Origin of the sequence: Streptomyces sp. NPDC057002, from assembly GCF_042673825.1 — a bacterium.
In the GTDB taxonomy this organism is placed as follows: domain Bacteria; phylum Actinomycetota; class Actinomycetes; order Streptomycetales; family Streptomycetaceae; genus Streptomyces.
Genome location: NZ_JBHURZ010000012.1, coordinates 175,492 through 199,900 on the forward strand (window position 1 = coordinate 175,492; position 24,409 = coordinate 199,900).

Sequence of the window (24,409 nt, forward strand, 5' to 3'; positions counted from 1 at the left end):
ACACCCGGGAGGAAACACGATGGGCGTGTGGACGAGACGACGGCTGCTCACCTCGGCGGTCTCGGCGGCGGGCCTCGCCGCCACGGCGGCCGTACCCGCGCGGGCGGCGGCCGGAAGGCCCGGGGCGGGAGACACCGACATCGCGGACACCCTGCGGGCGCTGCCCGGACTGCGGCTGATCGAGGAGCGGCAGGACGCCGAGCCGGGGTTCCGGCACTTCGTCCTGGGCCTGCGCCAGCCGGTGGACCACACCGACCCCGCGGCCGGCACCTTCGAGCAGCGCCTCACCCTGCTCCACACCGCCGCCGACCGGCCCACGGTGCTGTTCAGCACCGGCTACCACGCGGTCCTCACCCCCCGGCGCACCGAACCGGCGACGCTGCTGGGCGCCAATCAACTCCAGGTGGAACACCGCTACTTCGGCACCTCACGCCCGGCCGGACCCGGCTACGCCCACCTCACCATCCGCCAGGCCGCAGACGACCATCACCGCGTCGTCCGTCTCTTCCGCCGGATCTACCCCGGCGCATGGCTCTCCACCGGCGGCAGCAAGGGCGGCATGACGAGCCTCTACCACCGCCGCTTCCACCCCGGTGACGTGGACGGCACGGTGGTCTACTCGGCCCCGAACAATGTCGACGACCGCGAGGACTCCGCCTGTCTGCGCTTCCTGGAGACGGTCGGCACCGCCCCGGATCGCGAGGCCGTCAAGGCCGCCCAGCGCCGGATGCTTGAGCACCGGACCGAGATGGTCGCCCGCTACGAGGCCTGGGCCTCCACCACCGGCGACACCTTCCGGATCATCGGCAGCGCCGACAAGGCGTTCGAAATCGCCGTGCTGCGGGTGCTGTTCATGTTCTGGCAGCGCGCGACTCCGGCCGACACCGCCGGTATCCCCGGCCCGGAGGCGACGACCGACGAGCTGTACGCGTGGCTGGACAACTGGGCGGGGCTGTCCCTGTACGCCGACACAGCGGCCGGGCGGTACATCCCGTACTGGTACCAGATCGGCACGCAGTTGGGGTACGGCGACGTCCCCACCGCCCACGTGGCGGACCTGCTGCGCCACCCGGACGGCATCGCGGCGCGCAACTTCGTCCCCCGGGACATCCCCATGGTCTTCGACACGGCCGCCATGCCGGACATCGACCGCTGGGTCCGCCGCCGCGGCAGCCGGCTGCTGTTCGTCAACGGCGCCCAGGACCCGGCCGTGGCCGAGCACTTCCGGCCCGGGGGCGCCGACTCACGGCTCCTGTGGGTGCCGGGCGGCAATCACAGCGTCGACATCGCGAACCTGTCCCCCGCCGACCGGGCGTCGGCGGAGGAGGCGTTGTTCCGCTGGGTCGGTCAGGAGTACTTCACGCAGACGTTGGGCACGTAGCCCACGGTGCCGCGGTAGTTGACCTTGCGCCAGTAGTGGTAGCTCTTGATCCCACAGGCGTTCTTGTACGAGCCGCCGTCGACGCCCTTGATGTCACAGCCCTTGGTGCCCTTGTACCAGAGGCGCAGGATGGTCGACTTGGTGCTGGCCGACTTGCGCACATTGACGTTCGACAGCGCCGTGAGGCTCTTGCACTTCGCCGTGGCAGCGACGGTGGTCATGTCGTCGCTCGGCACGGTCGCCGTGCCGGAGGCGCTCGGCACGAACCCGGCCAGGGCCAGGGCCGCGACCGCCACCGGGGCGATCAGAAGCTTCTTCAAAGGTTCCTCCCGTTTTTGGTACGTCATGCTCACGCCCAGAGGCGCGAGTTGATCTTAGGCGTACCCGGCGGGAGGCCGTGATCAGGGTGCGGGCGGCCAGGCGTCTCCCCAGTCGGCGTCGCGTGCGGCCTTGTACAGGTCGCCGTGGCGCTTGGTGACGGTGGTGCGATTGAGGGACGGTTCGGTCTCGCAGAGGTCGAGGAGGACCTGGCCCTTGCGGATCTGGGGCTTGCGTACGACGCGTGCGGGGGCCGGTTCGACGGGGAAGCGGGCGGCGGCGACGTAGCTGAACTTCTCGTCCTCGTAGGGGAGGGAGCCGCCCTTGACCTGGCGGTGCAGGGAGGAACGGCTGACCCGGGCGGAGAAGTGGCACCAGTCCGTGCCCGGGGTGATGGGGCAGGCCGCGCTGTGCGGGCAGGGGGCGGCGATGCGGAAGCCGGCGGCGATCAGCCGGTCGCGGGCCTCGATGACACGGGCGTAGCCGTCGGGGGTGCCGGGTTCGACGATCACGACGGCCTGGGCGGCGGCCGCGGCGGCGTCGACGAGGGCGGTGCGGTCGGGGGCGGTCAGCTCGTTGAGGACGTAGGAGACCGTGACGAGATCAGTGCTCTCGAGAGTGAGCGCCGCTCCGATCCGAGAGCGCTGCCACCGCACGTCCCGCAGGGCCGGGTTGGCCTCGGCGATCTCCCGGCCCAGGGCCAGCGCGGGCTCGGCCCAGTCGAGCACGGTGACGGGCCGCTCTCCCTCCCAGGTCGAGGCCACGGCCCAGGCCGCGGCGCCGGTACCTCCGCCGACGTCCAGATGGCCCTCGGGCGCCCACCCGGGCACGGCATCGGCGAACGCCTCCAGCGCCGACCGCACCGCCTCGAAGGTCGCGGGCATCCGGTAGGCCGCGTAGGCGGCGACATCGGCCCGGTCCCGAAGAATGGGGGCGTCGGTGGGCGTGGCCCCGCGATAACTGGCGATCAGCCGCTCGACCGCCCGCGAGGCCTGCCGGGCCGGCAGCCCGTCGAGCAGACCGGCGAGAGCGGTACGGAGGGTTTCGGCAGCCGGGGGTGCGGGGGCGTTCACCCGGCGATTCTACGAGGGGGCGAGGGGGGGAGAGAGCGGTGCTCGGGTGGCAGGGGGGTGCTCGCGTGGAGAGCGGGGCTCGGCGTGGGGAACCGGCCGAGGTGGGAAGGCGGTGCCCGCGGGCAGAGCGCCCCCGGCCGGAGAGCAGACCTCGCAGACTGGCCCGCCGGTCATTTCCAGGGGCGGTGCTCTCAGATCCCCCGTACCGCTCGGGCCACCCGGGTCCCCGCCGTCGCCCTCGGGGCGTTGTCCGGGCGGCGGCGGCGTGGGTGGACCGTGTTGGTGAGGAGGATCAGGAACGTGTCCGTCGCCGGGTCGAGGACGAGGGACGTGCCGGTGAAGCCCGTGTGGCCGGCCGCGCCCCGGCCTGCCAGGTCGCCCATGAACCACGGCTGGTCCAGGGAGAAGCCGAGGCCGGGCGGGGTGAAGAGGAGCTCGACGAAGTCGGGGCCGAGGATGCGGGCAGGACCGTAGGAGCCGCCGGCCAGGAGGGTGCGGCAGAACACCGCGAGGTCCCGGCCCGTGGAGAACAGGCCCGCGTGGCCCGCCACCCCGCCCAGCGCCCAGGCGTTCTCGTCGTGGACCTCGCCCCGCAGCATGCCCCGGTCCGCCTTGGCCCACGGCCGCCGCTGGTCCTCCGTGGCCGCCGCCCCGGGGCAGGGCCCGAACTCCGTCGCCGTCATGCCCAGCGGCCGGGTGACGCCGTCGCGGACGAGGACGTCGAGGGTGCGGCCGGTGACGCGTTCCAGGACGTACTGGAGGAGGATCATGTTCAGGTCGGAGTAGCAGTACGTGCCGGGCACGGCGACCGGCGGCTCTGCCTGGAGCATCGCCAGCCGGTGCGCGGCGTCGGCGCAGTCGTACAGCGGGAGTTCGGGCCGCAGCCCGGAGGTGTGGGTGAGCAGCTGCCGCACGGTGAGGCCGTGCCGGGCCGCCGCCGTGAAGTCGGGCAGATACGCGCCCACCTTCGCGTCGATGCCCAGCGTGCCGCGCTCGATCTGCTGCACGGCGGCCACGGACGTGAACAGTTTCGTCAGGGACGCCAGGTCGAAGGGTGTACCGACGGTCATCGGGACCCGGTCCCCGGCGGGCAGCTCCACACCGGCGTCGGCGTCCTCGTCGTAGGCCGCGTACCGCACGGCCCAGCCCGTCGCCTCCTCCACCGCGATCACGGGGCCGCGCCCGACGACCAGGACGGCGCCCGGTGCCCAGGGGCGCTGCCCGGTGGTGAGGACGTGGACCTCCCGGACGAGCTGACGCAGTTCCGCGGGGTCGAGTCCGGCCCGTTCCGGCGTGCCGTCGCGCAGTCTCGGTGCGCTCAGCTGTCTTCTCCCTCCACGCTCACGCGCGTGCTCTCCGTCTTCCAGGGTCGGCACATTCCCACGAAGCAGGCCACTGCCACCAGTGCGGCGGCCAGTTGGACGACGGCCATCGGGACGGCGGTGTCCTCGCCGGCGACGCCGACGAGCGGGGAGGCGACGGCGCCGATGAGGAACGACGACGTGCCGAGCAGGGCGCTCGCGGAGCCCGCGTTGTGCTTGGTGCGCATCAGCGCGAGGGCCTGGGTGTTGGGCAGGGTGATGCCCATCGCGGACATCAGTACGAAGAGCGCGGCGGCGACGGGCACGAGACCGACCTCGCCGAACACGCCCGTGGACATCAGCAGCAGCGCGGTCGCGGCGGTGATGACGATCGTCAGGCCGATGCCCAGCACCCGGTCCAGGCTGACCCGGCCGACCAGGATCTTGCCGTTGATCTGGCCGACGAGGACCAGCCCGACGGAGTTGACGCCGAACAGCAGGCTGAACGTCTGCGGGGAGGCGCCGTAGATCTCCTGGATGACGAACGGGGACGCCGAGATGTAGGCGAAGAGCGAGGCGAAGGCGAAGCCGCCGGTGAGGGTGTAGCCGGCGAAGGACCGGTCGGCGAGCAGGCCGCGCATCGCGCGCAGGGCCTCGCCGACGCCGCCGCTGTGGCGCTCGGCGGGCGGCAGGGTCTCGGGCAGCTTCGTCCAGACCAGGACGCCGATCGCGATGCCGATGACGGTGAGGACGACGAACACGCCCCGCCAGTCCGTCACGCGCAGGACCTGTCCGCCGATCAGCGGCGCCACGATCGGGGCGACCCCGGAGATCAGCATGAGGGTGGAGAAGAAGCGAGCCATGGCCATGCCGTCGTAGAGGTCGCGGACGACGGCCCGGGCGATGACGATCGCGGCGGCGCCCGCGAGGCCCTGGGCCAGCCGGAAGGCGACCAGGAGCTCGACGGTGGGGGCGAGGGCGCACAGGACGGTGGCGACGACGAAGACGGCGAGCCCGGCGAGCAGCGGCCGGCGGCGGCCCCAGCGGTCGCTCATCGGCCCGACGACGAGCTGGCCGAGCGCCATGCCGGCCAGGCAGGCGGTGAGCGTGAGCTGGACGGTGGCGGCGGGCGCGTGCAGGGAGCGGGTGACCTCCGGCAGCGACGGGAGGTACATGTCCATCGCCAGCGGCGGTACGGCCGTCAGGCTGCCGAGGAGGAAGGTGACGAGGAGCCCGGTGCGGCGGTGCGATGTGAGGTCGGGCCGCTCCGTCCCGGCTGCGGCCCCCTGCGCGGTGTTCGATATGGACGCCCCACCCTCGGGCATGAGTCCCTCCCTGTTCGATTCGATCGCCCCCTATGCTCTCAGCTCGTACGGACTGCTCGGGGTCACAAGGTGAAGGCGGGTCGGGAATGACGGCGGACACGGTGCGGTGGGGCATCCTGGCGACCGGTGGGATCGCGGCCGCGTTCACGGCGGATCTGATCGACCTGCCGGACGCGGAGGTCGTGGCGGTGGCGTCGCGGTCCGAGGACTCGGCGAAGGCGTTCGCGGAGCGGTTCGGGATACCCCGGGCGTACGGCGACTGGAACGCGCTCGCGCGGGACGAGGACATCGATGTCGTCTACGTCGCCACGCCGCACACCGCGCACCGGACCGCCGCCGGTCTGTGTCTGGCGGCCGGGCGGAACGTGCTGTGCGAGAAGCCGTTCACGCTGAACGTCGGCGAGGCGGCGGAACTCGTCGCGCTGGCGCGGGAGCACGGGCGCTTCCTGATGGAGGCGATGTGGATGTACTGCAATCCGCTGGTGCGGCGGCTGAAGTCGCTGGTGGACGACGGTGCGATCGGCGAAGTGCGCAGTGTGCAGGCCGATTTCGGGCTGGCCGGCCCCTTCCCGCCCTCGCACCGGCTGCGGAATCCGGAGCTGGGCGGGGGCGCGCTGCTCGATCTCGGCGTGTATCCGGTGTCGTTCGCGCAGCTGCTGCTCGGGGAGCCGTCGGACATCGCCGCGCGAGCGGTACTCTCGGAGGAGGGCGTCGATCTCCAGACGGGAGCCCTGCTCTCCTGGGAGAGCGGCGCTCTCGGTTCCGTGCACTGCTCCATCGTCGGCGGTACGGCGACCTCCGCCTCGGTCACCGGCTCGCGGGGCCGGATCGACATCCCGGACGGCTTCTTCTTCCCCGACCGTTTCGTGCTGCACCGGGACGGCCGTGACGCCGAGGAGTTCACGGCCGACCCGGCGGACGGGCCGCGCAACAGCCTGCGCCACGAGGCCGCCGAGGTGATGCGCGCCGTGCGCGCCGGCGAGACCGAGTCGCCGCTCGTCCCGCTCGACGGCACGCTCGCCGTGATGCGGACGCTCGACGCGATCCGCGACCGCGTCGGCGTCCGCTACCCCGGCGAGACGGGCGAGCCTCGCCTCACGCCGGCTTGAGCCCCTGCTCCCCCATCTCGGTCACGAAGGACGCGGCCGTCGTGACGGGCGCGCCCTGCGTGGTCACGTACGGCACGGTCTTGAAGTCGGCCCGCGCCGACTCCTGCCCCAGGGCGACCGTCACATAGCCGCGCCGTCCGTTGAAGAACTTCAGATGCGGGTTGGCGCCCATGTAGGTGTCCCAGGTCGGGGGCTTGTCGGCGCCGTCCCGGCCGCTGGAGATCGAGGTGGCCACGATCTCGGTGCCGAGCGTGGCCGAGGTCTGGTCGGCGAAGTCGTCCTTGATGTCGAAGGCGTACGCCGAGTGGACGTCGCCGCTGAGCACCATCAGGTTCTCGACGCCGGCGGCCTTCGCCCCGTCGAGGACGCGCCGGCGTGAGGCGCTGTAGCCGTCCCAGGCGTCCATCGACACCCGTGACGGGGTGGTCGCGTCCATGTGCCGCCGGGCGAACATGACCTGCTGCGGTACGACGTTCCACAGCGCCCGCGAGGAGCGCCAGCCGTCGAGCAGCCACCGTTCCTGCGTCGCGCCGGTCATGGTGCGCGCCGGGTCGTCGGACTCGGGTCCTGGGACGTGCGCCTGGTCGCCGTAGGCCTGGTCGGAGCGGTACTGGCGGGTGTCCAGGACGTCGAACTGGGCGAGCCGGCCCCAGGTCAGGCGGCGGTAGAGCCGCATGTCCGGTCCGGCCGGGCGCTGCGGGCTGCGCAGCGGCTGGTTCTCCCAGTACGCGCGGTAGGCGGCGGCGCGGCGCAGCAGGAACTCCTCCGGCGGGACGTCGTTCTCGGGGATCTCGTCGGCGTAGTTGTTCTCGGTCTCGTGGTCGTCCCAGGTGACGACGAAGGGGTGCGCGGCGTGTGCGGCGCTCAGGTCCGGGTCGGACTTGTAGAGGGCGTACCGCAGGCGGTAGTCCTCCAGGGTCAGCGTCTCGCGGTTGAACAGGTCGGGCAGGGTGCGGTCGGTGTACTTGCGCTGGCCGCCGACGGAGTTGACGGCGTACTCGTAGAGGTAGTCCCCGAGGTGGAAGACGAGGTCGACGTCGTCGTCGGCGAGATGGGCGTAGGGCGTGTAGTAGCCGTCGTGGTACGCCTGGCAGGAGACGGCGGCGAGGGTGAGTCCCGAGACGCGGCTGCCGGGGTCCGGGGCTGTGCGGGTGCGGCCGGCCGGGCTGACCCAACGGCCGACGCGGAAGCGGTAGTAGTAGCCGCGGCCGGCCTCCAGGCCGCTCGCCTCGACGTGGACGGTGTGGTGGAACTCGGGGTGCGCGGTGACGGTGCCGCGCCGGGCGACGCGGCGGAACCGCTCGTCGTGGGCCAGCTCCCACTGGACGGTGACGCGTTCGGCGGGCAGTCCGCTGTCGGCCCGGAACGGGACGGGTGCGAGGCGGGTTCACAGGATCACGGAGCCGGGCAGCGGGTCGCCGGAGCCGACGCCCAGCGTGAACGGGTTCTCGGTGATCCGCGCGGCGTCGAGTTCGGCGGCGGCCGCGACTCCGGCCGAGGGCAGATTGGTCGCGAAGGCCAGCGCGGCGGCGGCCCCGGTGGTGGTGAGGAAGCCGCGGCGACCGATGTGCCGGGCGGCCGCGCGGAGTTCGGGGGCGTGCTGGGACGGGCGTGCTGCGGGTGTCATCCGGTCCTCCCCTGGCGAATGGCTGCAAGGGGCATTGGAGTGGCCGGGGTCGACACCTGGTCGACGTGTACACCGCACCCACGTGACGGACGGATGAGTTCCGGATGGCGGGGCCTCCCGTACGCTGCGGGCCCATGAATGCCAAGGAAAATGCAGTCGCGGTGGTGACCGGGGCGGGTTCCGGTATCGGCCGGGCGGTCGCCGTGGAACTGCTCCGCGCGGGTTGGTCGGTGGCGCTGGCGGGCCGGCGCGTCGAGACACTGGAGGAGACGGCGGCCCTGGCGCCCGAGGGCGCGGCTCTCGCCGTACGGACGGACGTCTCACGGCCCGAGGACGTGTCCGCCCTCTTCACCGACACCGTCGGACGCTTCGGGCGGGTCGACCTGCTGTTCAACAACGCGGGCACGTTCGGGCCCGGCGGCGTGCCGGTCGAGGAGCTGCCCTACGACGCGTGGCGGCACGTGGTGGACACCAACCTCAACGGGGCGTTCCTGTGCGCGCAGGCGGCGTACCGGCAGATGAAGGAGCAGGACCCGCGGGGCGGGCGGATCATCAACAACGGCTCGATCTCCGCGCACACGCCCCGGCCGCACTCGGTGGCCTACACGGCGACGAAGCACGCGCTGACGGGCCTGACCAAGGCGCTGTCGCTGGACGGGCGGCCGTACGGGATCGCGGTGGGGCAGATCGACATCGGCAACGCGGCGACCGACATGACGTCCCGTATGCAGACGGGAGCGCTGCAGGCGAACGGTGAGGTGGCGCCGGAGCCGGTGATGGACGTGGCCGATGTGGCCCGCACGGTGCGGCACATGGCGGAGCTGCCGCTGGAGGCGAACGTGCAGTTCGCGACCGTGCTCGCTACCGCGATGCCGTACATCGGGCGCGGCTGAGCGCCGGTCCCGCGGTCGTCAACTCGTCAACCTGCACAACCGGAATAACAACGTCCGCACTATTGCGGCCGGTCGGGCGCTTATGCTCAACTTTCCTACACCAAAGCTTCACACTTGGAGCAAAGAGCTTCCGTCGACCACATCCAGGGGGGAGGCGGCAGTCGTTCCACGGCACCGGGTGGGGGTGGACCCCGCGTGGGACCGCGGGGTACGCACCGGTACGTGGAACGACTGCCGCACAGCGTGCGGCGCGAAGAACGGGGCGGTGTCCTTCAGGCCTGTCCGGTCTCGAAACGGGAGATCCTGCCGTCGTCGTCGACCGTGAAGCTCCAGCGGGTGCGCATCTCGCCCCAGGTGTCGTTGTTGTAGTGGGCGACGAGGGAACGGCCGTCGTTGGACTCGCTGTCGACCTGCATATGGCCGTGGGACAAGAAGATCTCCCGGTCCACCCAGTCGGCGAGGTCGCGGTCGGAGCCGTCGTCCGCCATGGTCGCGCCCGGCGCGAGGAGCTCCATGAAGCCCTCGCGGTCGTGGTTGTTCACGGCGGTCACGAAGGCGCGGACGGCCGGGTCACTGAGGCGCGTGGTCTGAATCGTCATGCCAGTCAGCCTCGTACCGGCCGGCGGACCACGCCACCCGTGCCACCCGAACGGCGTCCCGGGCGGCTTGGCCGGGTGTCGCGGCGGGCCGGCGGTGCGACGGTGGAAACGGACGAGTGCTCCGCAGTTCCTGCTGTCTGCTCCGGGAGACGACGTGAGGCGTTACCACCGACGTGATCTGGGCCTGCTGCTGCTCCGGCTGGGGACGGGCGGTGTGCTGGCCGCCCACGGCACGCAGAAGCTGTTCGGCTGGTTCGGCGGGGGCGGCATCGAGGGCACCGGGCAGTTCATGGAGTCCGTCGGCTACGTCCCGGGCAAGGTGAGCGCGACGGCGGCCGGCCTCGCGGAGACCGGCGGCGGCACACTGCTGGCCCTGGGCCTGGCCACTCCGGCGGCCGGTGCCGCGGCGGCCGGCGCGATGGCGGGGGCGGCCGCGGTGCACACGCCGAACGGGTTCTTCAACCAGGGCGGCGGCTACGAGTACGCGGCGACGCTGGGCCTGACGGCCGCCGGCCTCGCCGTCACCGGCCCGGGGCGGCTCTCCCTGGACCATCTGCTCGGGCACGCGGTGAACCGGGGCTGGATGATTCCGGCGGCGTTCGCCGTGACGGCGGCCGGAACCGTGCTGGTCGTGGGGGCGCGCACCAGCCGGCTGCGGAAGGCGAGGGAAGGCGAGCAGGACCCGCTGTTCGACGAGGAGTACCTGGAGTAGGGCGGCGGACCGGGCGTTGTCAGACCCTCGTGGCAGGCTGCCGCCCCATGAACGATCAGACATCGCCCGGACCCGATCTGTGGGCCACCATCGACACCCTGTGGGAGTGGCTCGACACCAACGGCCCCGTCGAGGGCCGCGAGGGTGTTCTCCTGCGCATCCTGAAGCTGTCGGAGGAGGTCGGGGAGGTCGCCGAGGCGGTGATCGGCGCGACCGGCCAGAACCCGCGCAAGGGCGTGACCCACGGCTGGGACGACGTCCGGTCGGAACTGTGCGACGTGGTGATCACCGCACTGGTGGTCCTGCGGACCCTGTCGCCGGACGCGCGCGAGGTGTTCGCCCGGCATCTGGAGCGGGTGGCGGAGCGGTCGCAGGCCTCGCCGGGCTGATCACCCGATACTCGACAACACCCCGCCCCCGCCGCTTCGCCGGGCTACGCTGCGAATGAATATGCCGAGCGGCCGAATCCTGGCCCTGTCGGGTTGAGGAGTTTGGTGACGGGGGTGGACTTAAGGTTCCGGTCCCTGGTGGTCGCGCACGCCGTGTCGGCCTACGGGACCTACCTGAATCTGATCGCGCTCAGCCTGTTCTCGTACGAGGTCACCGGTAGCGCCCTGGGCGTGGGCGCGGTGATGGCGGTGCGGCTGCTGGCCGGTGTCACGGCCGGTCTCACCGCCGGGGCCGTGACCGCCGGGCTCACACGCCGGACCGTCATGGTGGCCACGGACCTCGCCCAGACCCTCGCCATGGTGCTGCTCGCCCTCTGGGCGTCGCGCACGCCGCTGTGGGTGCTGCTCGCGGCGGTGGTCGTGCTGGGCGCGGGGAACACGTACTTCAACGTCGCCCTGCGCAGCGCGGTTCCGGTCATGGTCGGGCAGCACGACCGCGCCCGGGCGAACGGGGTGCTGGTCACAGCCCGGTCCGTCGCCACGGTGCTGGGCTTCGCGTCGGCCGCGCCGGTCATCTCCCTCGGCGGTTTCGGCGTCGCGTTCGGGGTCAACGCCGCGAGCTTCGCGGTGTCCGCCGCGGCGGTGCTGATGCTCCGGCCGCGTACCGACGGCGAGGGCGTCACCGGCGGCGACGCGGTGAGCGGCCCGGGGCCTGCCGAGGGCGGCGGGGGCGGGTCCGCGTCGAGGCGTGGCGGGCGGCTGCGGCGCCGAGTGGCGGGCCTCGCGGGCCCGTTGCTCGGCCTGATCGCGCTGCGAGGGCTCGACGCGCTGGCGTCCGCTTCGCACAACGTCGCCCTGCCACTGGCGGCGCACGCGGCCGAGCCGTCCGATCCGGCGGTGTTCATGGCCCGGTTCTGGGCGGCGTGGGCGGTGGGCACCCTCCTCGCCCACCAGGTCCTCAAACGCCGGTCGCACGGGACGTCCTGGGGCGAGCGCGCGTTCGCCGTCGGCACCTGCGCGATGTCGTTGTGCTTCGTGGCCGCTTTCACCGGACTGCCCTCCCCGGCTCTGATCGCGGCGGCCGTGGCGGCCGGGTTCGCGGACGGCTGGACCGAGATCGTCTACACCTCGCGCCTCCAGGCGGCACCCGACCGGCAGCGCGGCCGGCTGTTCGGACTGTCCGCCACCGCCGAGCAGTCCGGGTTCGCCCTGGGCACGATCGCCGCCGCGGCCGCGCTCGAGGCCCTGCCCGCGCTCGCCGTCGTGGGTGTCTTCCACGGGGCGGCGGCGTGCGGGGCGCTGACTCTGCTGCTGCTCACCGTCCGGCGGCGCGACGCGCGTAGAGACCAGGACCACTCAGACCGATCGTCCATCAGCGGGGAAAAGGAAGAGGACACGCATGGAACGTCTACGGGGGCACGCCCTCTGCCGGGGCCCTGAGCCCGAGCGCACCGAGGCCGATCCGGTCGACGCCGTGCGGGCGCTGCTGAGCGCCGCCCGGTCCGCTTCCGGCGGAGCCGTAGTCACCGTCGCCGCCGACGGCACGACGGCCTCGCGGTCGTATCCCGAACTGCTGGACGCGGCCCGCCGTATGCTCGCCGGCCTGCGGGACCACGGGCTGCGGCGCGGCGACACGGTGGTGCTGTGCGGGCTGCCCCTGGCCGAGTTCTTCCCCGCCTTCTGGGCCTGTGTGCTGGGCGGTGCCCTGCCGGTGGCCATCGCCGAGCATCCCGCGCCGCGCTCCCCGGCCTTCGAACGCCTGCGGCAGGCCTGCGCGTTATTCGACCGGCCGCTGGTCCTGACCGACGCGCCCGGCGCCGCGGCACTCGCCCACGCCACGCCCGCACCGCGCGTCGCCCTCGCCGGGGACTGCCTGAACGCGCCGGCCGGGGACACCGACGACGACCATGTCACGCCGGACCCGTCCGACACCGCCCTGCTGATGCTGTCCTCGGGCAGCACCGGCGCACCGAAGGCGGCGCGGCTGACGCACGCCGGGCTCGCCGACTTCGCGGCGAGCAGCCGCCGGATCCTCGACGTCCGCCCGGACGACACCATGGTGAACTGGCTGCCGGTCGACCACAGCGGCGCCTTCCTGCTCTACCACCTGCTCGCGGTGTTTACCGGCTGTACCAACGTCCACGCGCCCACCGAGCGGGTGCTCACCGACCCGCTGCGCTGGCTCGACCTCCTCCACGAACACCGGGCGCGGCACAGCTGGGCGCCCACCTTCGCCTACCGGCTGGTCGCGGACGCGCTCGCCGAGCGGCCCGACGGCCACTGGGACCTGGGCGGCCTCAAGTCCCTGCTGTGCGGGGGCGAGCGGGTCGTACTGCCGGTGCTGCGCCGATTCCTCGACGCGACGGCCCCGTACGGGGTGCGCGAGGAGCACATCGCCCCGGCCTGGGGCATGGCCGAGACGGTCACGGCCGTCGCCTACGGCCGCCTGGACCGGCCCGGGACCGTGCACCGCCTGCTCAAGAGCAGCCTGGGCGGCGACCTGGTCCCGGCCGGTGCGGACACCCCGGAGGCCGACTGTGTCACCTTCGTCGCGTCCGGTTCGCCCGCGCACGGCGTCACCCTCCGCGTCGTCGACGACCACGGCGACCTCGCCCCGCCGGGCCGGATCGGCCGGCTCCAGGTCCACTCACCCGCGCGGCTCACCCCCGGCTACGTCGACAACCCGGAGGCGGACGCCGCGGCCTACCCCGCCGGGCGGGACTGGCTGGACACGGGCGATCTGGCCTTCCTCGACTCCGGACAGGTCGTCATCACGGGCCGGCGCAAGGATTTGATCATCCTCAACGGCCACAACGTGTACTGCCACGAGGTGGAGGAGACCGCCACCGCCGTCGACGGCGTCCGGCAGGGCGAGATCGCCGCCTGCGGCATCCCGCATCCGGAGCGGGGCACGGAGGAACTCGCCGTGTTCTTCGTCAGCCGCGGCGCCCCCGAGGACAAGCGGATCACCACGGAGCTGAAGGCGGCGCTGTTCACCCGCCTCAGACTCACCGCCGCGCACGTCCTTCCCGTACCGGCGGACGAGTTCCCGCGCACCCCGGCGGGCAAGGTGCGCCGCGCCGAACTCCAGAGCAGGCTGATCGACGGTGGCTTCGGCGGCACGGCCCCGGCTGCCCGGCCGGACGCGGACACCGTGACCCGGGCCGTCCGAGAGGAACTGGCCGCCGTGCTGGGCCGCCCGGTCGACGCGGACGTGCCGTTCTACGAACTCGGCCTGACCTCCGTACTGCTGGTGCGCCTGCGGAACCGGCTGGCGGAACGTCTCGGCATGCCGATCGCGCAGACCGCGTTCTTCGAGCATCCGACGGTCACGGCACTCGCCGCGCATCTCGCGAGCGGGCCGGCGACGGCAGTCGCGCCGGACACGGAGGCTTACGACGGCACGACCCACTCCCCCGAGCGACGGGTCGCCGTCATCGGACTGGCGCTGCGCTTCCCCGGCGCGCACTCGGCGGAGGGGTTCTGGGCCAATCTGCGGGACGGCGTGGACAGCGTCCGGGTGTTCGGCGAGCCGCAGCCCATGACCTCCGGCCACGTGCCCGTCGCCGGAGTCCTCGACGGCGTCGAGGAGTTCGACCCGGACTTCTTCGGGTTGAGCCCCAAGGAGGCCGGGCTCACGCATCCCGCGCACCGGCTGTTCCTGGAGTGCTGCCACCAGGCCCTGGAGGACGGCGGCCACGCGGCGACCGCGCCGGGCGTCAGGGTCGGGGTGTTCGCCGGGTCGGGCATGAACCTCTACGACCACCAGCAGCCGTCCGTCACCGGCTCGCCGTACGACCCGTCCGACCCGGCCGCCGGAATGCAGACGGCCATCGGGCAGGAGCCGGACTTCCTCGCCACCCGGGTCGCCTACCGGCTCGGTCTCACCGGCCCGGCGATCGGTGTGCAGACGGCCTGTTCCACGTCGCTGGTCGCGGTGCACCTGGCGGTCCAGGCGCTGCTGACCGGCGAGACGGACCTGGCGCTGGCGGGCGCGGCGGCCGTGCATCTGCCCCAGGAGACCGGCTATCACAGCCACCCCGGCTCCATCCTGTCCCCCACCGGGCGGTGCCGTGCCTTCGACGCGGAGGCCGACGGCACGGTCGGCGGCAACGGTGTGGCCGCCGTCCTGCTCAAGCGCCTCGACCGGGCGCTGGCCGACGGCGACACCGTGCACGCGGTGATCCTGGGCTCCGCGGTCAACAACGACGGAGCCGCCAAGGTCGGCTTCAGCGCCCCCGGAGTCGAGGGACAGGCCGATGTCGTACGGCAGGCCCTGCGCAGGGCCGGTGTACCCGCCGAGACGATCTCGTACGTGGAGGCGCACGGCACGGGGACGCGGCTGGGCGACCCGGTGGAACTCACGGCGCTGGCCCGGGTGCTGGGCGAGAACGCGGGGCGCTCGCGCCGTTCCGGCGGTTGTGTCGTCGGCTCGGTGAAGCCCAACATCGGGCACCTCGACAGCTGTGCCGGAATGGCCGGGCTCATCAAGACGGTCCTGATGCTGCGCCACCGCACCCTGGTGCCGACACCGCATCTGAACCGGCCCAACCCGGAACTCCCGCTGGCGGACGGCACGTTGACGCTGGCCACGGAACTGCGGCCCTGGGCGGTGCCGGACGGTGTGCCCCGCCGGGCCGGGGTCAGCGCGCTCGGCGTCGGCGGCACCAACGCCCATGTGGTGCTGGAGGAGGCCCCGTCCGCTCGCACCCGGCCCGCTCTCGATCTTCCCGTCCTGGTCCCCGTGTCGGCCCGCGATGCCGAGGCCCTCGCCGAACTCACGGCCGGGCTCCGCGACCGGCTGCCGGCCCGGCCCGACCTCCCGGCCGCCGATGTGGCCGCCACCCTGGCGCTCGGCCGGCCGCATCGCGCGGCACGTACCGCCGTGGTCGGCCGTACGGCCGGCGAACTCGCCCGCGCGCTGGAGGAGGACGACCACCTCGAGGTCTCCCCTGCGGGACCGGTCGCCTTCGCCTTCCCGGGCCAGGGCAGCGCCCGCCACGGCATGGCGAGCGGCCTCCACGCCACGCAGCCGGCCGCACGGGCCACGCTCGACCGGTGCGAGAAGCTCTATGCCGGGGAGTTCGGCGGAAGCCTGCTGGAACCGCTCCTGGCCGCCCCAGGTCTCGCGGGTCCCTCCGCGGAAGACGACATCTGGCCCACCGAGACCGCGCAGGCCGCCCTCTTCGCCCATCAGGCGGCGCTGGCGGACGCCTGGCGGGCCGCCGGAATACGCCCCGGGCTTCTGCTCGGCCACAGTGTCGGCGAGTACGCCGCCCTGTACGCGGCCGGCGCCCTGACCCTGGAGGACGGGCTGCGGCTCACCGCCTGGCGCGGGCGCCTCATGCAGGCTCGCTGCCCGGCCGGGGGCATGCTCGCCGTCCGGGCCGACCGGGCCACCGCCCGACGGGTCGCGGACGCCGCCGGTGCGGAACTCGCCGCCGTCAACGGCCCGCGCGCCCAGGTGCTCTCGGGCCCGCCGGAGGCCCTGAAGGAGGCGGCACGGCTGCTCGACCTGGACGGCCTGCGGTGGCGTGCGCTGCCGGTCGACCGGGCGTTCCACTCCGCGGACATCGACAGTGCCCTGGACGAGTTCCGGACCCGTGCGCGCGACGTGACGTACCGGCCGCTGCACACCCCCTTGGTGACCACGGCCGACGGCGAGCCGCGTCCGGCGGGCTGGACGGTCGACGTGGACTACCTCTGCCGGCAGGCCCGGCAGCCGGTCCGCTTCGACCTCGCCATGGACACCGCCGTCGAGCAGGGGTTCCGGGACTTCGTGGAGATCGGCGCCGGGCGCACCCTCACCGGGCTCGGCCGGCACTGCGTTCCCGGCAGCCGCTGGCTGAGCGGCCAGGGCGAAGGGGACGGGGCCGCCGAGCAGGCGCACGGTTTCCTGACGGCGCTCGGCTCGCTGTACCGCGGGGGCGCCGACCTGGACTGGCGGGCGCTCCTCGGCGACGACGCCGGCCGGGTTCCGCTCCCCGGGCATCCCCTGCGACGGAGCAGGGTGCCGTACCGAACGGAGACACCGGTGGCGGCACCTGAGCGGCCCGCACCTCGCTCTGATGAAGTAGTGGACTTCATACGGCAGTTGACGGCGGACAAGCTGGGCCGCCCGACCGCCGATGTCACCCCCGACAGTTCCTTCTTCGAACTCGGCGCCGACTCGCTCTCCCTGATGAGCATGACGACCGAGCTGGAACAGCGGTTCGGCGTCCGGGTCCCGGTCCGCGAGGTGTTCGACTCGGCCGACACGCCGCGCCGGCTGGCCGAACGGGTCGCGCGGCTGCGGGGCGACGCGCCGGTGGTGCGGGAGCAGGTGGTGCGGGAGCCCGTCGCCGAGGAACCACCGGCGGCGCCCGCCGCTCCCCAGGAGGTCTCCCAGGACCTGCACGCCCTGTTCGGTCAGCAGCTACGGCTCGCGGAGCAACTCGTCGACCAGGTCGGCGACATGATCTCTCGCCAGCTGGACGTCCTCGCGGCAGCGCCCGGCACCACGACGGCACCGGCCCAGCCGCCGGTACCCGTCGCCAAGCCCACCCTGGCTCCCTCCCCCTCGCACTCAGAGACGTTCGACTTCAGCCTCTACTTCTTCGGCGACTACCCCGAGCACACCGACCACGACAAGTACGGCCTGATCATGGCCGCCGCCGACTTCGCCGACCAGCACGGCTTCCACGCCCTGTGGTTCCCCGAGCGGCACTTCAACTCCTTCGGCGCGCTCTTCCCCAACCCCTCCGTGCTGGCCGCTGCCCTCGCCGCCCGGACCAGCCGGGTCCGGCTGCACGCCGGTTCCGTGGTGCTGCCGCTGCACCATCCCGCCCGGGTCGCCGAGGAGTGGTCGGTCGTCGACAACATCTCCGGCGGCCGTACGGGCCTGTGCTTCGCCAGCGGCTGGCACGCCACCGACTTCGCGCTCGCCCCGGAGCACTTCGGCCGGCACCGTGAGGTGATGTACGAGCACCTGGCGGCCGTACGGGACCTGTGGTCGGGGCAGCCGCTGCGGACGACGGCGGGCGACGGCACCCCGGTGGAGGTCCGCCTGCATCCGCGCCCCGTGCAGGAACGGCCGCCGATGTACGTGGCCGTCGTCGGGAATCCGGACAGCTACCGCCGGGCGGCCGCCGAGGACCTCGGCGTGGTCACCAATCTGATGACGCAGACGGTGGAGCAACTGGCCGAGAACATCGCCCTGTACCGGCGCTGTCGTGCCGAGCACGGCCTTGACCCGGCGGCCGGGCGGGTCGTGGTGCTGGTGCACACGTATCTGGAGGACGACGCGGAACGGGCGCGGGCCGAGGCGTACCGGCCGTTCCTGTCGTATCTGCGGTCTTCTCTCTCGCTCTTCGACCAGGTCACCAATAGTCTCGGCTTCCAGGTGGACCTGGAGAACACCCCGGAGGAGGACGTGGAGTTCCTCCTGGGGCGCGCCTACGAGCGCTACTGCGGCTCCCGCGCGCTGATCGGCGACGAGCAGACGGCGGCGGAGACCGTAGGGCGGCTGCTGGCGGCCGGAGCGGACGAGATCGCCTGCTTCGTGGACTTCGGCGTACCCAGGGAGAAGGTGCTGGCGTCACTGCCGGTCCTGGACCGGGTGCGGCAGGCGACCCCTCGGGCGACAGCTCGGGCCCTGCCCGAGCCCCGCCGTACGCCCCGCACCCCCCTCACCCCGGCCCAGCGCCGTATCTGGTTCCTGGAGCAACTGCACCCGGGCACCGCCATGTACCACGAGCCCAAGGCGATCCGGCTGGACGGCCCGCTGGACGTACCGGCGCTGCGCTGGGCGCTGGACCGCGTCGCGGACCGGCACCCGGCGCTGCGCACGGTCTTCGGTGACACGGCCGGTGTCCCGTACCAGGAGATACGCGACCGTATGCCGCTCGACTGCCCGGTGGAGGATCACACGGGGTCGACGCAGGAGGAGGCGCTACGGGCGACGCTCACGGCGGACCACGGACTCGGCCTCTCCTCGGGCCCTCTGGTCACGGCCCGCCTGCTCCGCCTGTCCCCGGAGCACCACCTGCTGTTCCTCATGGCACACCACATCGTCTTCGACTCCTCCTCCACGGCCGTCCTGGCCCGCGACCTGGCCGCGTACTACCGCGCCCGGCGAGGCGGAGGTCCCGCACCGGGGCCGCTGTCCGCACCGCCAGCGGCGGCCGAGCCGGATCCCGCCTCGCTCGACTTCTGGCGGCAGCGCCTCGGCGGCGCACCGGAGCTGGCCCTGCCCACCGACCGGCCCCGTCCGCCGGTCAGGTCGGGAGCGGGCGCGAGCCTCACACATGCCCTCGACGCCGAACTGACCGCCGGGCTACGGGCGTTCGCGGCCCGTCAGCGCGCCACGCTCTTCATGACGCTGACCGGCGCGATCGGCGCGGTCCTCGGCCGGTTCAGCGGGCAGCGGGACGTGGTGATCGGCACCGCGGTCGCCGCGCGTCCCGCCGGCGCCGAGGACCATGTGGGCCTGTTCCTCGACACCGTGCCGCTGCGCCTGGACCTCACCGGGGACCCGGACTTCCCGGCCCTGCTGCACCGGGTCCGCGAGAGCAGCACCTCGGCGTACGAACACAGTGGCGTCCCCTTCGACGAGCTTGTGGGCGCCCTCAACCCGCGTCGCGACCCGGGCCGCAATCCGCTGTTCCAGGTCATGGTGGAGTACGAGAACGAGGGCGAGGCCCCCTTCGACCCGCCGAGCCTGACGGCCACCCTGCTCGACGTGCCGAGCGCTCGCGCCCCGTTCGACCTCAGCGTCTACCTCACCCATCACACGGGCGGCGTCCGGTTCATGGTCGAGTACGACACGGCCCTCTTCGACGAGGCCACGGTGCGCCGTTTCGTGGACTACGTCGAGCAGGTGCTGCGCCGCGCCCTGGCCGCCCCCGACGCGTCCCTCCCCGAACTGACCGCCCTCACCGCCGCCGACCGCGAGTCCCTGGCTCGCTGGGAGCACCCGGCGGGCGTGGACGACCCTTCCTCCCCCGGCACCCTGCACGGCCTGTTCGAGCGGCAGGCCCGCCGCACCCCGGACGCCGTAGCGCTGATCAGCGAAGACCAGCGGCTCTCCTACGCGGACCTGGACGCGGCGGCCGACCGCCTCGCCCGGCAGCTGCGGACCCGGGGCGCTGCACGCGGGGAACGGGTGGCGGTGCTCCTGCCGCGCGGCCCGCATCTGATCACAGCGCTGCTCGCGGTGCTCAAGAGCGGCGCGGCGTACCTCCCCCTCGACCTGTCCCTCCCCACCCCCCGTCTCTCACTGCTGCTCGCCGACGCCACGCCCGTCCTCCTGCTCACCTCCGACGCCGCCCTCGCCGCGCACCCGGACCTGGCGACCGGACTGCCCGTCCAGCGGGTGGAGCAGGTGGACGACACGCTCCCCACCGGGCCCGTACCGGAGGGAGCCCGCCCGGAGGACCCGGCGTACTGCATCCACACCTCGGGCTCGACCGGCCGGCCGAAGGGCGTCGTCGTACCCCATCGGGGCCCGGCGAACCTGGTCCGGGGGCAGCTGAGCCGCCACCCGGCGCTCCGCACCCTGCAGTGGACGTCACCGGCGTTCGACGTCAGCGTGCAGGAGATCTTCACGACGCTGGCCTCGGGGGCCGCGCTGGTCCTCGTCGACGACGCCGTACGGCACGACCCGGCGGCGGTGGCCGAGGCCGTGCGCCGTCACGAGGTGCAGCGGATGTTCATGCCCTGCACCCCGCTGAAGTACCTGATGGAGACCGCCCCCGAACTGCCGTCCCTGCGCGAGCTGTTCTCGGCCGGTGAGGCGCTCCAGCTCACGGCCGCGTTCCGCCGGTTCCTCGCCGCGCACCCGCGCTGCGCGCTGTACAACCAGTACGGCCCCACGGAGACCTCGGTCATCGTCACCTCGCACCGCGTCGACCCGGACGGCGGGGAATGGCCGCCGATCGGCACCCCGGTGCCGGGAGCACGCGTCCTGCTGCTGGACGGCACAGGCCGGCAGGTCCCGGTCGGGGCGGTCGGCGAGATCCATGTGGGCGGGACGCCGGTGGCGTACGGCTACCACGACCGCCCCGCCGAGACCGCCGCGGCCTTCCTCGACGACGGCACGGGCGGGGTGCTGTACCGCACGGGCGACCTGGGCCGTCTGCGTACGGACGGCACCCTGGACTATCTGGGCCGGGCGGACGACCAGGTCAAGATCCGCGGCTACCGGGTCGAACCCGGCGAGATCCAGGCTGCCTTGACGGCTCTGCCCGCCGTCCGGGACGCGGCGGTCCTCACCCGCCGCGACCGCCACGGCGACACGGAACTGGTCGCGTACGTGGTCCCCACCGACCCGCGAGCCGGCCTCCACCCCCTGCGCGCCGCACTCGCCGCCGACCTGCCCGACCACCTGGTGCCCCGACGCTGGGTGTCCCTGGACCGCCTCCCGGTGAACGCCTCGGGCAAGCTGGACCGCACGGCCCTGCCCGAGCCGGGCGACGGCTCCGGCGGGGACCCGGACGCCACGCCGGCCACGGCCCTGGAGAAGACGCTGCACGACCTGTGGTGCGAGGAACTGGAGACGGACCCGGTCCCGGTCACCACGTCGTTCTTCGAACTCGGCGGCCACTCCCTGAGCGCGATCAGGCTGCTGAACCGCATGCGGGACGAGGCCAGCGTCGACCTCACGATGGCCGACTTCTTCCTGGATCCGACCGTCCGGGGCATCGCCGCACGGGGCCGTGTCGTGGACACCGCGCCGATGCCGTCCACCCTGCGCCGGCTGTGGCGCCGCCACCACGCGCTCCCCGACCCGAGCGTCTACAACATCGCCCACCGCATGGACCTGCGCGGCGAGGTGGACCCCGGAGCCCTGCACCAGGCCCTCACCGGCCTGGTGGCCCGCCATCACGCCCTGCGCAGCCGCTCCGTACGGCGGCAGGACGGGGAGTACGCGGTGGAGGTCCTGGCGGAGATCCCGGTACCGCTGCCGATCACCGACCTCGCGGGTGCGTCGGCGGACGCGGTGGACCGCTGGTGCGAGGAGCAGGTGTCCACCCCCTTCGCGATGGACCAGGCCCCGCTGCACCGCTTCCGCCTGGCGAGGGTCGCCCCGGACCACTGGATCCTGGTGACGGTCTTCCACCACGCGGTCTGCGACGGCTGGTCCCTGGGCCTCATCCGGCGCGACCTGGAGGAGTTGTACAACGCCCGACGGGCGGGGCGGACTCCTCAACTACCCGGCGACGTACAACAGTTCACAGACTTCGCCCGATCGGAACACGCACTGCCGGACGACCGCCGGGCGGCCCTGGAACGCTTCTGGCGCACGGAACTCGAAGGCATCCCCCTGCGCCCGCCCCTCCCCTACGACCACCCGCACCCCGGCACGCTGTCCGGCCGGGGCGCCCTGCACACCTGGGTCATCGACGACGACACCCCCGCCCTCCTGGCCGACACGGCGACCCGCCTGGGCACCACCACCTACACGGTCCTCGCGGCCCTGTTCGCCAGGTGGCTGGGCGACCTGTGCGGCGAGAAGAACGACATCGTCCTGGCGGCGTCGAGCGCGAACCGTGTCCGACGCGACCGTGCGGAGATCGTGGGCATCCTGGGTGATGCCGTACTGCTGCGGGCCCGACTGGGCGAGGCAGAGGCCTTCGGCGACCTGGTGGCGCAACTGGGCGCTTCCCTCTTCACGGCCCTCGACCACCAGGAACTCCCCCTGACGGACGTGGTGTCCCTGGTCTCACCCGACCTGAAGGGCGCCCTGTTCCCGACGGTCCTGTTCACGGTGATCACCACGGAGCCACCGGCCGTGGACCTCCAGGGCGTGGCGGCTTCCGTACACGCCCTCCCCGTCCAGGGCGTGGCGCGCAACGAGCTGTACGTCGTGATCGCCCCGGAGGCCGACCGCGTCACGGTCACCTTCGAGTACTCGACGGACCTGTTCACCGGGGAGACCGTGGAGGCGTGGGGCAGGTCCTTCACCCGGTTCCTGAGGGGGGAGGCCGGGCGTCACCGCTGAGCGGACTCCGCGTACTCCTCCTCCCGGTCGGCTTCCGCCGCCGGTTCGGCCTGGCTGTGCCGGCCGGCGGCCTTGCGGCCGGGCAGCACGGCGATGACGATCATGGTTCCGGCGGCCATGATGACGGCGCCGACGAGGCTGGTCTGGGCGATGGCGTGGGCGAAGGACTCGTGCACCGCGTCGATGAGGGCCTGGGCCTGCCGGGCCCCGCCGTCGGGGTTCTTCGCGACCTGCTGGGCGACCGCGAGGCCGCCGCCCACCGAGTCCTGGGCGGTGTCCATCGCGGTGGCCGGGAGGTGGCCGCCGACCAGGTCGGACAGCTTGTCCTTGTAGGAGGTGGCGAGGAGCGAGCCGAGGACAGCGATGCCGAGGGCGCCGCCGAGCTCCAGGGCGGTGTCGTTGGCGCCGCCGCCGACGCCCAGTTCCGACTCCGGGAAGGAGCCCATGATGGTGTCGGTGGCCGGGGAGAGGCTCAGGCCGATCGCGAAGCCGAGCAGCAGCAGTGGCGCCAGGAAGTCGGTGAACGTGGAGCCCGACTCGATCCGCGTGAGCAGCAGGACGCCCACCGTGCCGAGCGCCATACCGGTCCCCACCACCAGCTTGACGCCAAGCTTCGGGGCCAGCCGGCCGGTCACCGCGGCCCCGGCGAAGACGGCTCCGGCCAGCGGCAGCAGCCGTACGCCGGTCTCCAGCGCGCTGTAGCCGAGGACGAACTGCAGGAACTGGGTGGAGTAGTAGATCGAGCCGAAGGTGCCGAAGAAGAAGAACAGCACCGCGAGCATCGACCCGCTGAAGGGGCGCTCCCTGAACTTGCGCACGTCCAGCATGGGGTTGGGGTGGCGGAGCTCCCAGGCGACGAAGGCGAGCAGGCCGAAGCCGGCGACCACGGCCGCGGCGATCGGGCCGGTGCCCCAGCCGAAGTGCGGGCCCTCGATGGCCGCGTAGACCAGGGAGCCGATGGAGACGATGGAGAGCAGCCCGCCGACGTAGTCGATGGCGCCCATCCGCTCCGCCTTCGACGGCGGCACGAGAAGCAGGGCGCCGACGACGCCGAGGACCGCGATGGGGACGTTGATCAGGAAGGTCGAGCCCCAGGCGTGGTTCTCCAGCAGCCAGCCGGCGGCGAGCGGGCCGGCGGCGATGGCGAGGCCCGAGGTGGCGCTCCAGGCCGTGATGGCCTTGGCCCGCTCGGCCCTCGGGAAGATCGCGACCAGCAGGGACAGGGTGGCCGGCATGACGACGGCGGCACCTATGCCCATGATCGCGCGGGCGGTGATGACGAGGGTGGTCTCGTCGACCATGCCGCCCATCACCGAGCCGCCCGCGAAGATCAGCAGACCGAGGATCAGCGCCCCGCGGCGGCTGTACTTGTCGCCGATCGCGCCCAGGACGAGCATCAGCGCGGCGTACGGGACCGTGTAGCCGTCGACGACCCACTGCAGATCGCTGCTGGTCAGGCCCAGGTCCTTCGTCATGTCCGGCGCCGCCACGATCAGCGAGGTGTTCGCCATGACGACGATCAGCAGGCTCAGGCAGAGCACCAGCAGGGCCCACCAGCGCCGTGGATAGGGGGCTGTCGTCTTCTCGGCGGGTGTGTCGGCAAGCAGCGGCATCGGAGGCTCCTCGGGGGTGAAGCGACGGGCAAAGCAACGGGGCAGTTATTTGCCCAACGATGTGCAGACTAGTTTATTGCCCATTGGTG

The 24,409-nt window shown here is 72.8% G+C and carries 13 protein-coding genes and 1 pseudogene; 7 read left to right on the forward strand and 7 right to left on the reverse strand.

The genetic code is table 11. The features are described from left to right. The first annotated feature begins 19 nt into the window (after positions 1-19). Positions 20-1,381, forward strand: a complete 1,362-nt coding sequence (locus ACFT32_RS41340) for a S28 family serine protease (RefSeq protein WP_382499472.1) — start codon at positions 20-22, stop codon at positions 1,379-1,381. On the opposite strand, the gene ACFT32_RS41345 is transcribed toward ACFT32_RS41340, so the two are convergent. The 4 genes from ACFT32_RS41345 to ACFT32_RS41360 all read right to left on the reverse strand — a co-directional run bounded on the left by ACFT32_RS41345 (position 1,348) and on the right by ACFT32_RS41360 (position 5,398). Continuing rightward, the gene (locus tag ACFT32_RS41345; protein WP_382499474.1) at positions 1,348-1,701 is read right to left on the reverse strand and encodes a hypothetical protein; all 354 of its coding nucleotides are present in this window, start codon (positions 1,699-1,701) and stop codon (positions 1,348-1,350) included. The genes ACFT32_RS41340 and ACFT32_RS41345 overlap by 34 nt on opposite strands. Before the next feature lie 81 nt (positions 1,702-1,782). Further along, positions 1,783-2,772, reverse strand: a complete 990-nt coding sequence (locus ACFT32_RS41350; protein ID WP_382499476.1) for a small ribosomal subunit Rsm22 family protein — start codon at positions 2,770-2,772, stop codon at positions 1,783-1,785. A 191-nt stretch (positions 2,773-2,963) separates the two neighbouring features. Next, positions 2,964-4,148 carry a serine hydrolase domain-containing protein gene (locus ACFT32_RS41355; RefSeq protein ID WP_382499479.1) on the reverse strand — a complete coding sequence of 395 codons (1,185 nt, stop codon included), beginning with the start codon at positions 4,146-4,148 and terminating at the stop codon, positions 2,964-2,966. After that, complete coding sequence (locus ACFT32_RS41360; protein ID WP_382499481.1) at positions 4,091-5,398, reverse strand: multidrug effflux MFS transporter; 1,308 nt, start codon at positions 5,396-5,398, stop codon at positions 4,091-4,093. Before ACFT32_RS41360 ends, ACFT32_RS41355 begins: the two co-directional genes overlap by 58 nt. Before the next feature lie 86 nt (positions 5,399-5,484). Between ACFT32_RS41360 and ACFT32_RS41365 the strand changes: the two genes are divergently transcribed. After that, positions 5,485-6,507, forward strand: a complete 1,023-nt coding sequence (locus tag ACFT32_RS41365) for a Gfo/Idh/MocA family protein (RefSeq protein WP_382499482.1) — start codon at positions 5,485-5,487, stop codon at positions 6,505-6,507. Here the strand turns inward: ACFT32_RS41365 and ACFT32_RS41370 are convergent. Further along, positions 6,494-8,134, reverse strand: a pseudogene (locus ACFT32_RS41370) (alkaline phosphatase D family protein). The gene ACFT32_RS41365 and the pseudogene ACFT32_RS41370 overlap by 14 nt on opposite strands. Before the next feature lie 134 nt (positions 8,135-8,268). Here ACFT32_RS41370 and ACFT32_RS41375 point away from each other — a divergent pair. Next, complete coding sequence (locus tag ACFT32_RS41375) at positions 8,269-9,027, forward strand: SDR family oxidoreductase (RefSeq protein WP_382499484.1); 759 nt, start codon at positions 8,269-8,271, stop codon at positions 9,025-9,027. A gap of 272 nt (positions 9,028-9,299) precedes the next feature. On the opposite strand, the gene ACFT32_RS41380 is transcribed toward ACFT32_RS41375, so the two are convergent. Further along, positions 9,300-9,626: a nuclear transport factor 2 family protein gene (locus ACFT32_RS41380; protein ID WP_382499486.1), complete on the reverse strand. Its 327-nt coding sequence runs from the start codon at positions 9,624-9,626 to the stop codon at positions 9,300-9,302. 154 nt (positions 9,627-9,780) lie between these two features. On the opposite strand from ACFT32_RS41380, the gene ACFT32_RS41385 reads away from it, so the two are divergent. The 4 genes from ACFT32_RS41385 to ACFT32_RS41400 all read left to right on the forward strand — a co-directional run bounded on the left by ACFT32_RS41385 (position 9,781) and on the right by ACFT32_RS41400 (position 22,707). Beyond that, positions 9,781-10,338 (forward strand): DoxX family protein, encoded by a 558-nt coding sequence (locus ACFT32_RS41385; protein ID WP_382499488.1) that lies wholly within the window; start codon positions 9,781-9,783, stop codon positions 10,336-10,338. Between the two features lie 47 nt (positions 10,339-10,385). Continuing rightward, complete coding sequence (locus ACFT32_RS41390; protein WP_382499490.1) at positions 10,386-10,727, forward strand: MazG-like family protein; 342 nt, start codon at positions 10,386-10,388, stop codon at positions 10,725-10,727. A gap of 114 nt (positions 10,728-10,841) precedes the next feature. Next, positions 10,842-12,167 carry an MFS transporter gene (locus tag ACFT32_RS41395; protein WP_382499491.1) on the forward strand — a complete coding sequence of 442 codons (1,326 nt, stop codon included), beginning with the start codon at positions 10,842-10,844 and terminating at the stop codon, positions 12,165-12,167. Further along, positions 12,127-22,707 carry an amino acid adenylation domain-containing protein gene (locus tag ACFT32_RS41400; protein ID WP_382499494.1) on the forward strand — a complete coding sequence of 3,527 codons (10,581 nt, stop codon included), beginning with the start codon at positions 12,127-12,129 and terminating at the stop codon, positions 22,705-22,707. The genes ACFT32_RS41395 and ACFT32_RS41400 overlap by 41 nt, the downstream gene beginning before the upstream one ends. Here the strand turns inward: ACFT32_RS41400 and ACFT32_RS41405 are convergent. Next, positions 22,698-24,320 (reverse strand): MFS transporter, encoded by a 1,623-nt coding sequence (locus ACFT32_RS41405; RefSeq protein ID WP_382499496.1) that lies wholly within the window; start codon positions 24,318-24,320, stop codon positions 22,698-22,700. The two genes, ACFT32_RS41400 and ACFT32_RS41405, sit on opposite strands and share 10 nt — an antisense overlap. Positions 24,321-24,409: the final 89 nt, after the last annotated feature.

Excerpts from the sequence above, each read along its gene's own strand:
- ACFT32_RS41360 (WP_382499481.1), bottom strand. The coding sequence starts at position 5,398 with ATGCCCGAGGGTGGGGCGTCCATATCGAACACCGCGCAGGGGGCCGCA.
- ACFT32_RS41405 (WP_382499496.1), bottom strand. The coding sequence starts at position 24,320 with ATGCCGCTGCTTGCCGACACACCCGCCGAGAAGACGACAGCCCCCTAT.
- ACFT32_RS41390 (WP_382499490.1), top strand. The coding sequence starts at position 10,386 with ATGAACGATCAGACATCGCCCGGACCCGATCTGTGGGCCACCATCGAC.
- ACFT32_RS41365 (WP_382499482.1), top strand. The coding sequence starts at position 5,485 with ATGACGGCGGACACGGTGCGGTGGGGCATCCTGGCGACCGGTGGGATC.
- ACFT32_RS41375 (WP_382499484.1), top strand. The coding sequence starts at position 8,269 with ATGAATGCCAAGGAAAATGCAGTCGCGGTGGTGACCGGGGCGGGTTCC.
- ACFT32_RS41340 (WP_382499472.1), top strand. The coding sequence starts at position 20 with ATGGGCGTGTGGACGAGACGACGGCTGCTCACCTCGGCGGTCTCGGCG.
- ACFT32_RS41380 (WP_382499486.1), bottom strand. The coding sequence starts at position 9,626 with ATGACGATTCAGACCACGCGCCTCAGTGACCCGGCCGTCCGCGCCTTC.
- ACFT32_RS41400 (WP_382499494.1), top strand. The coding sequence starts at position 12,127 with ATGGAACGTCTACGGGGGCACGCCCTCTGCCGGGGCCCTGAGCCCGAG.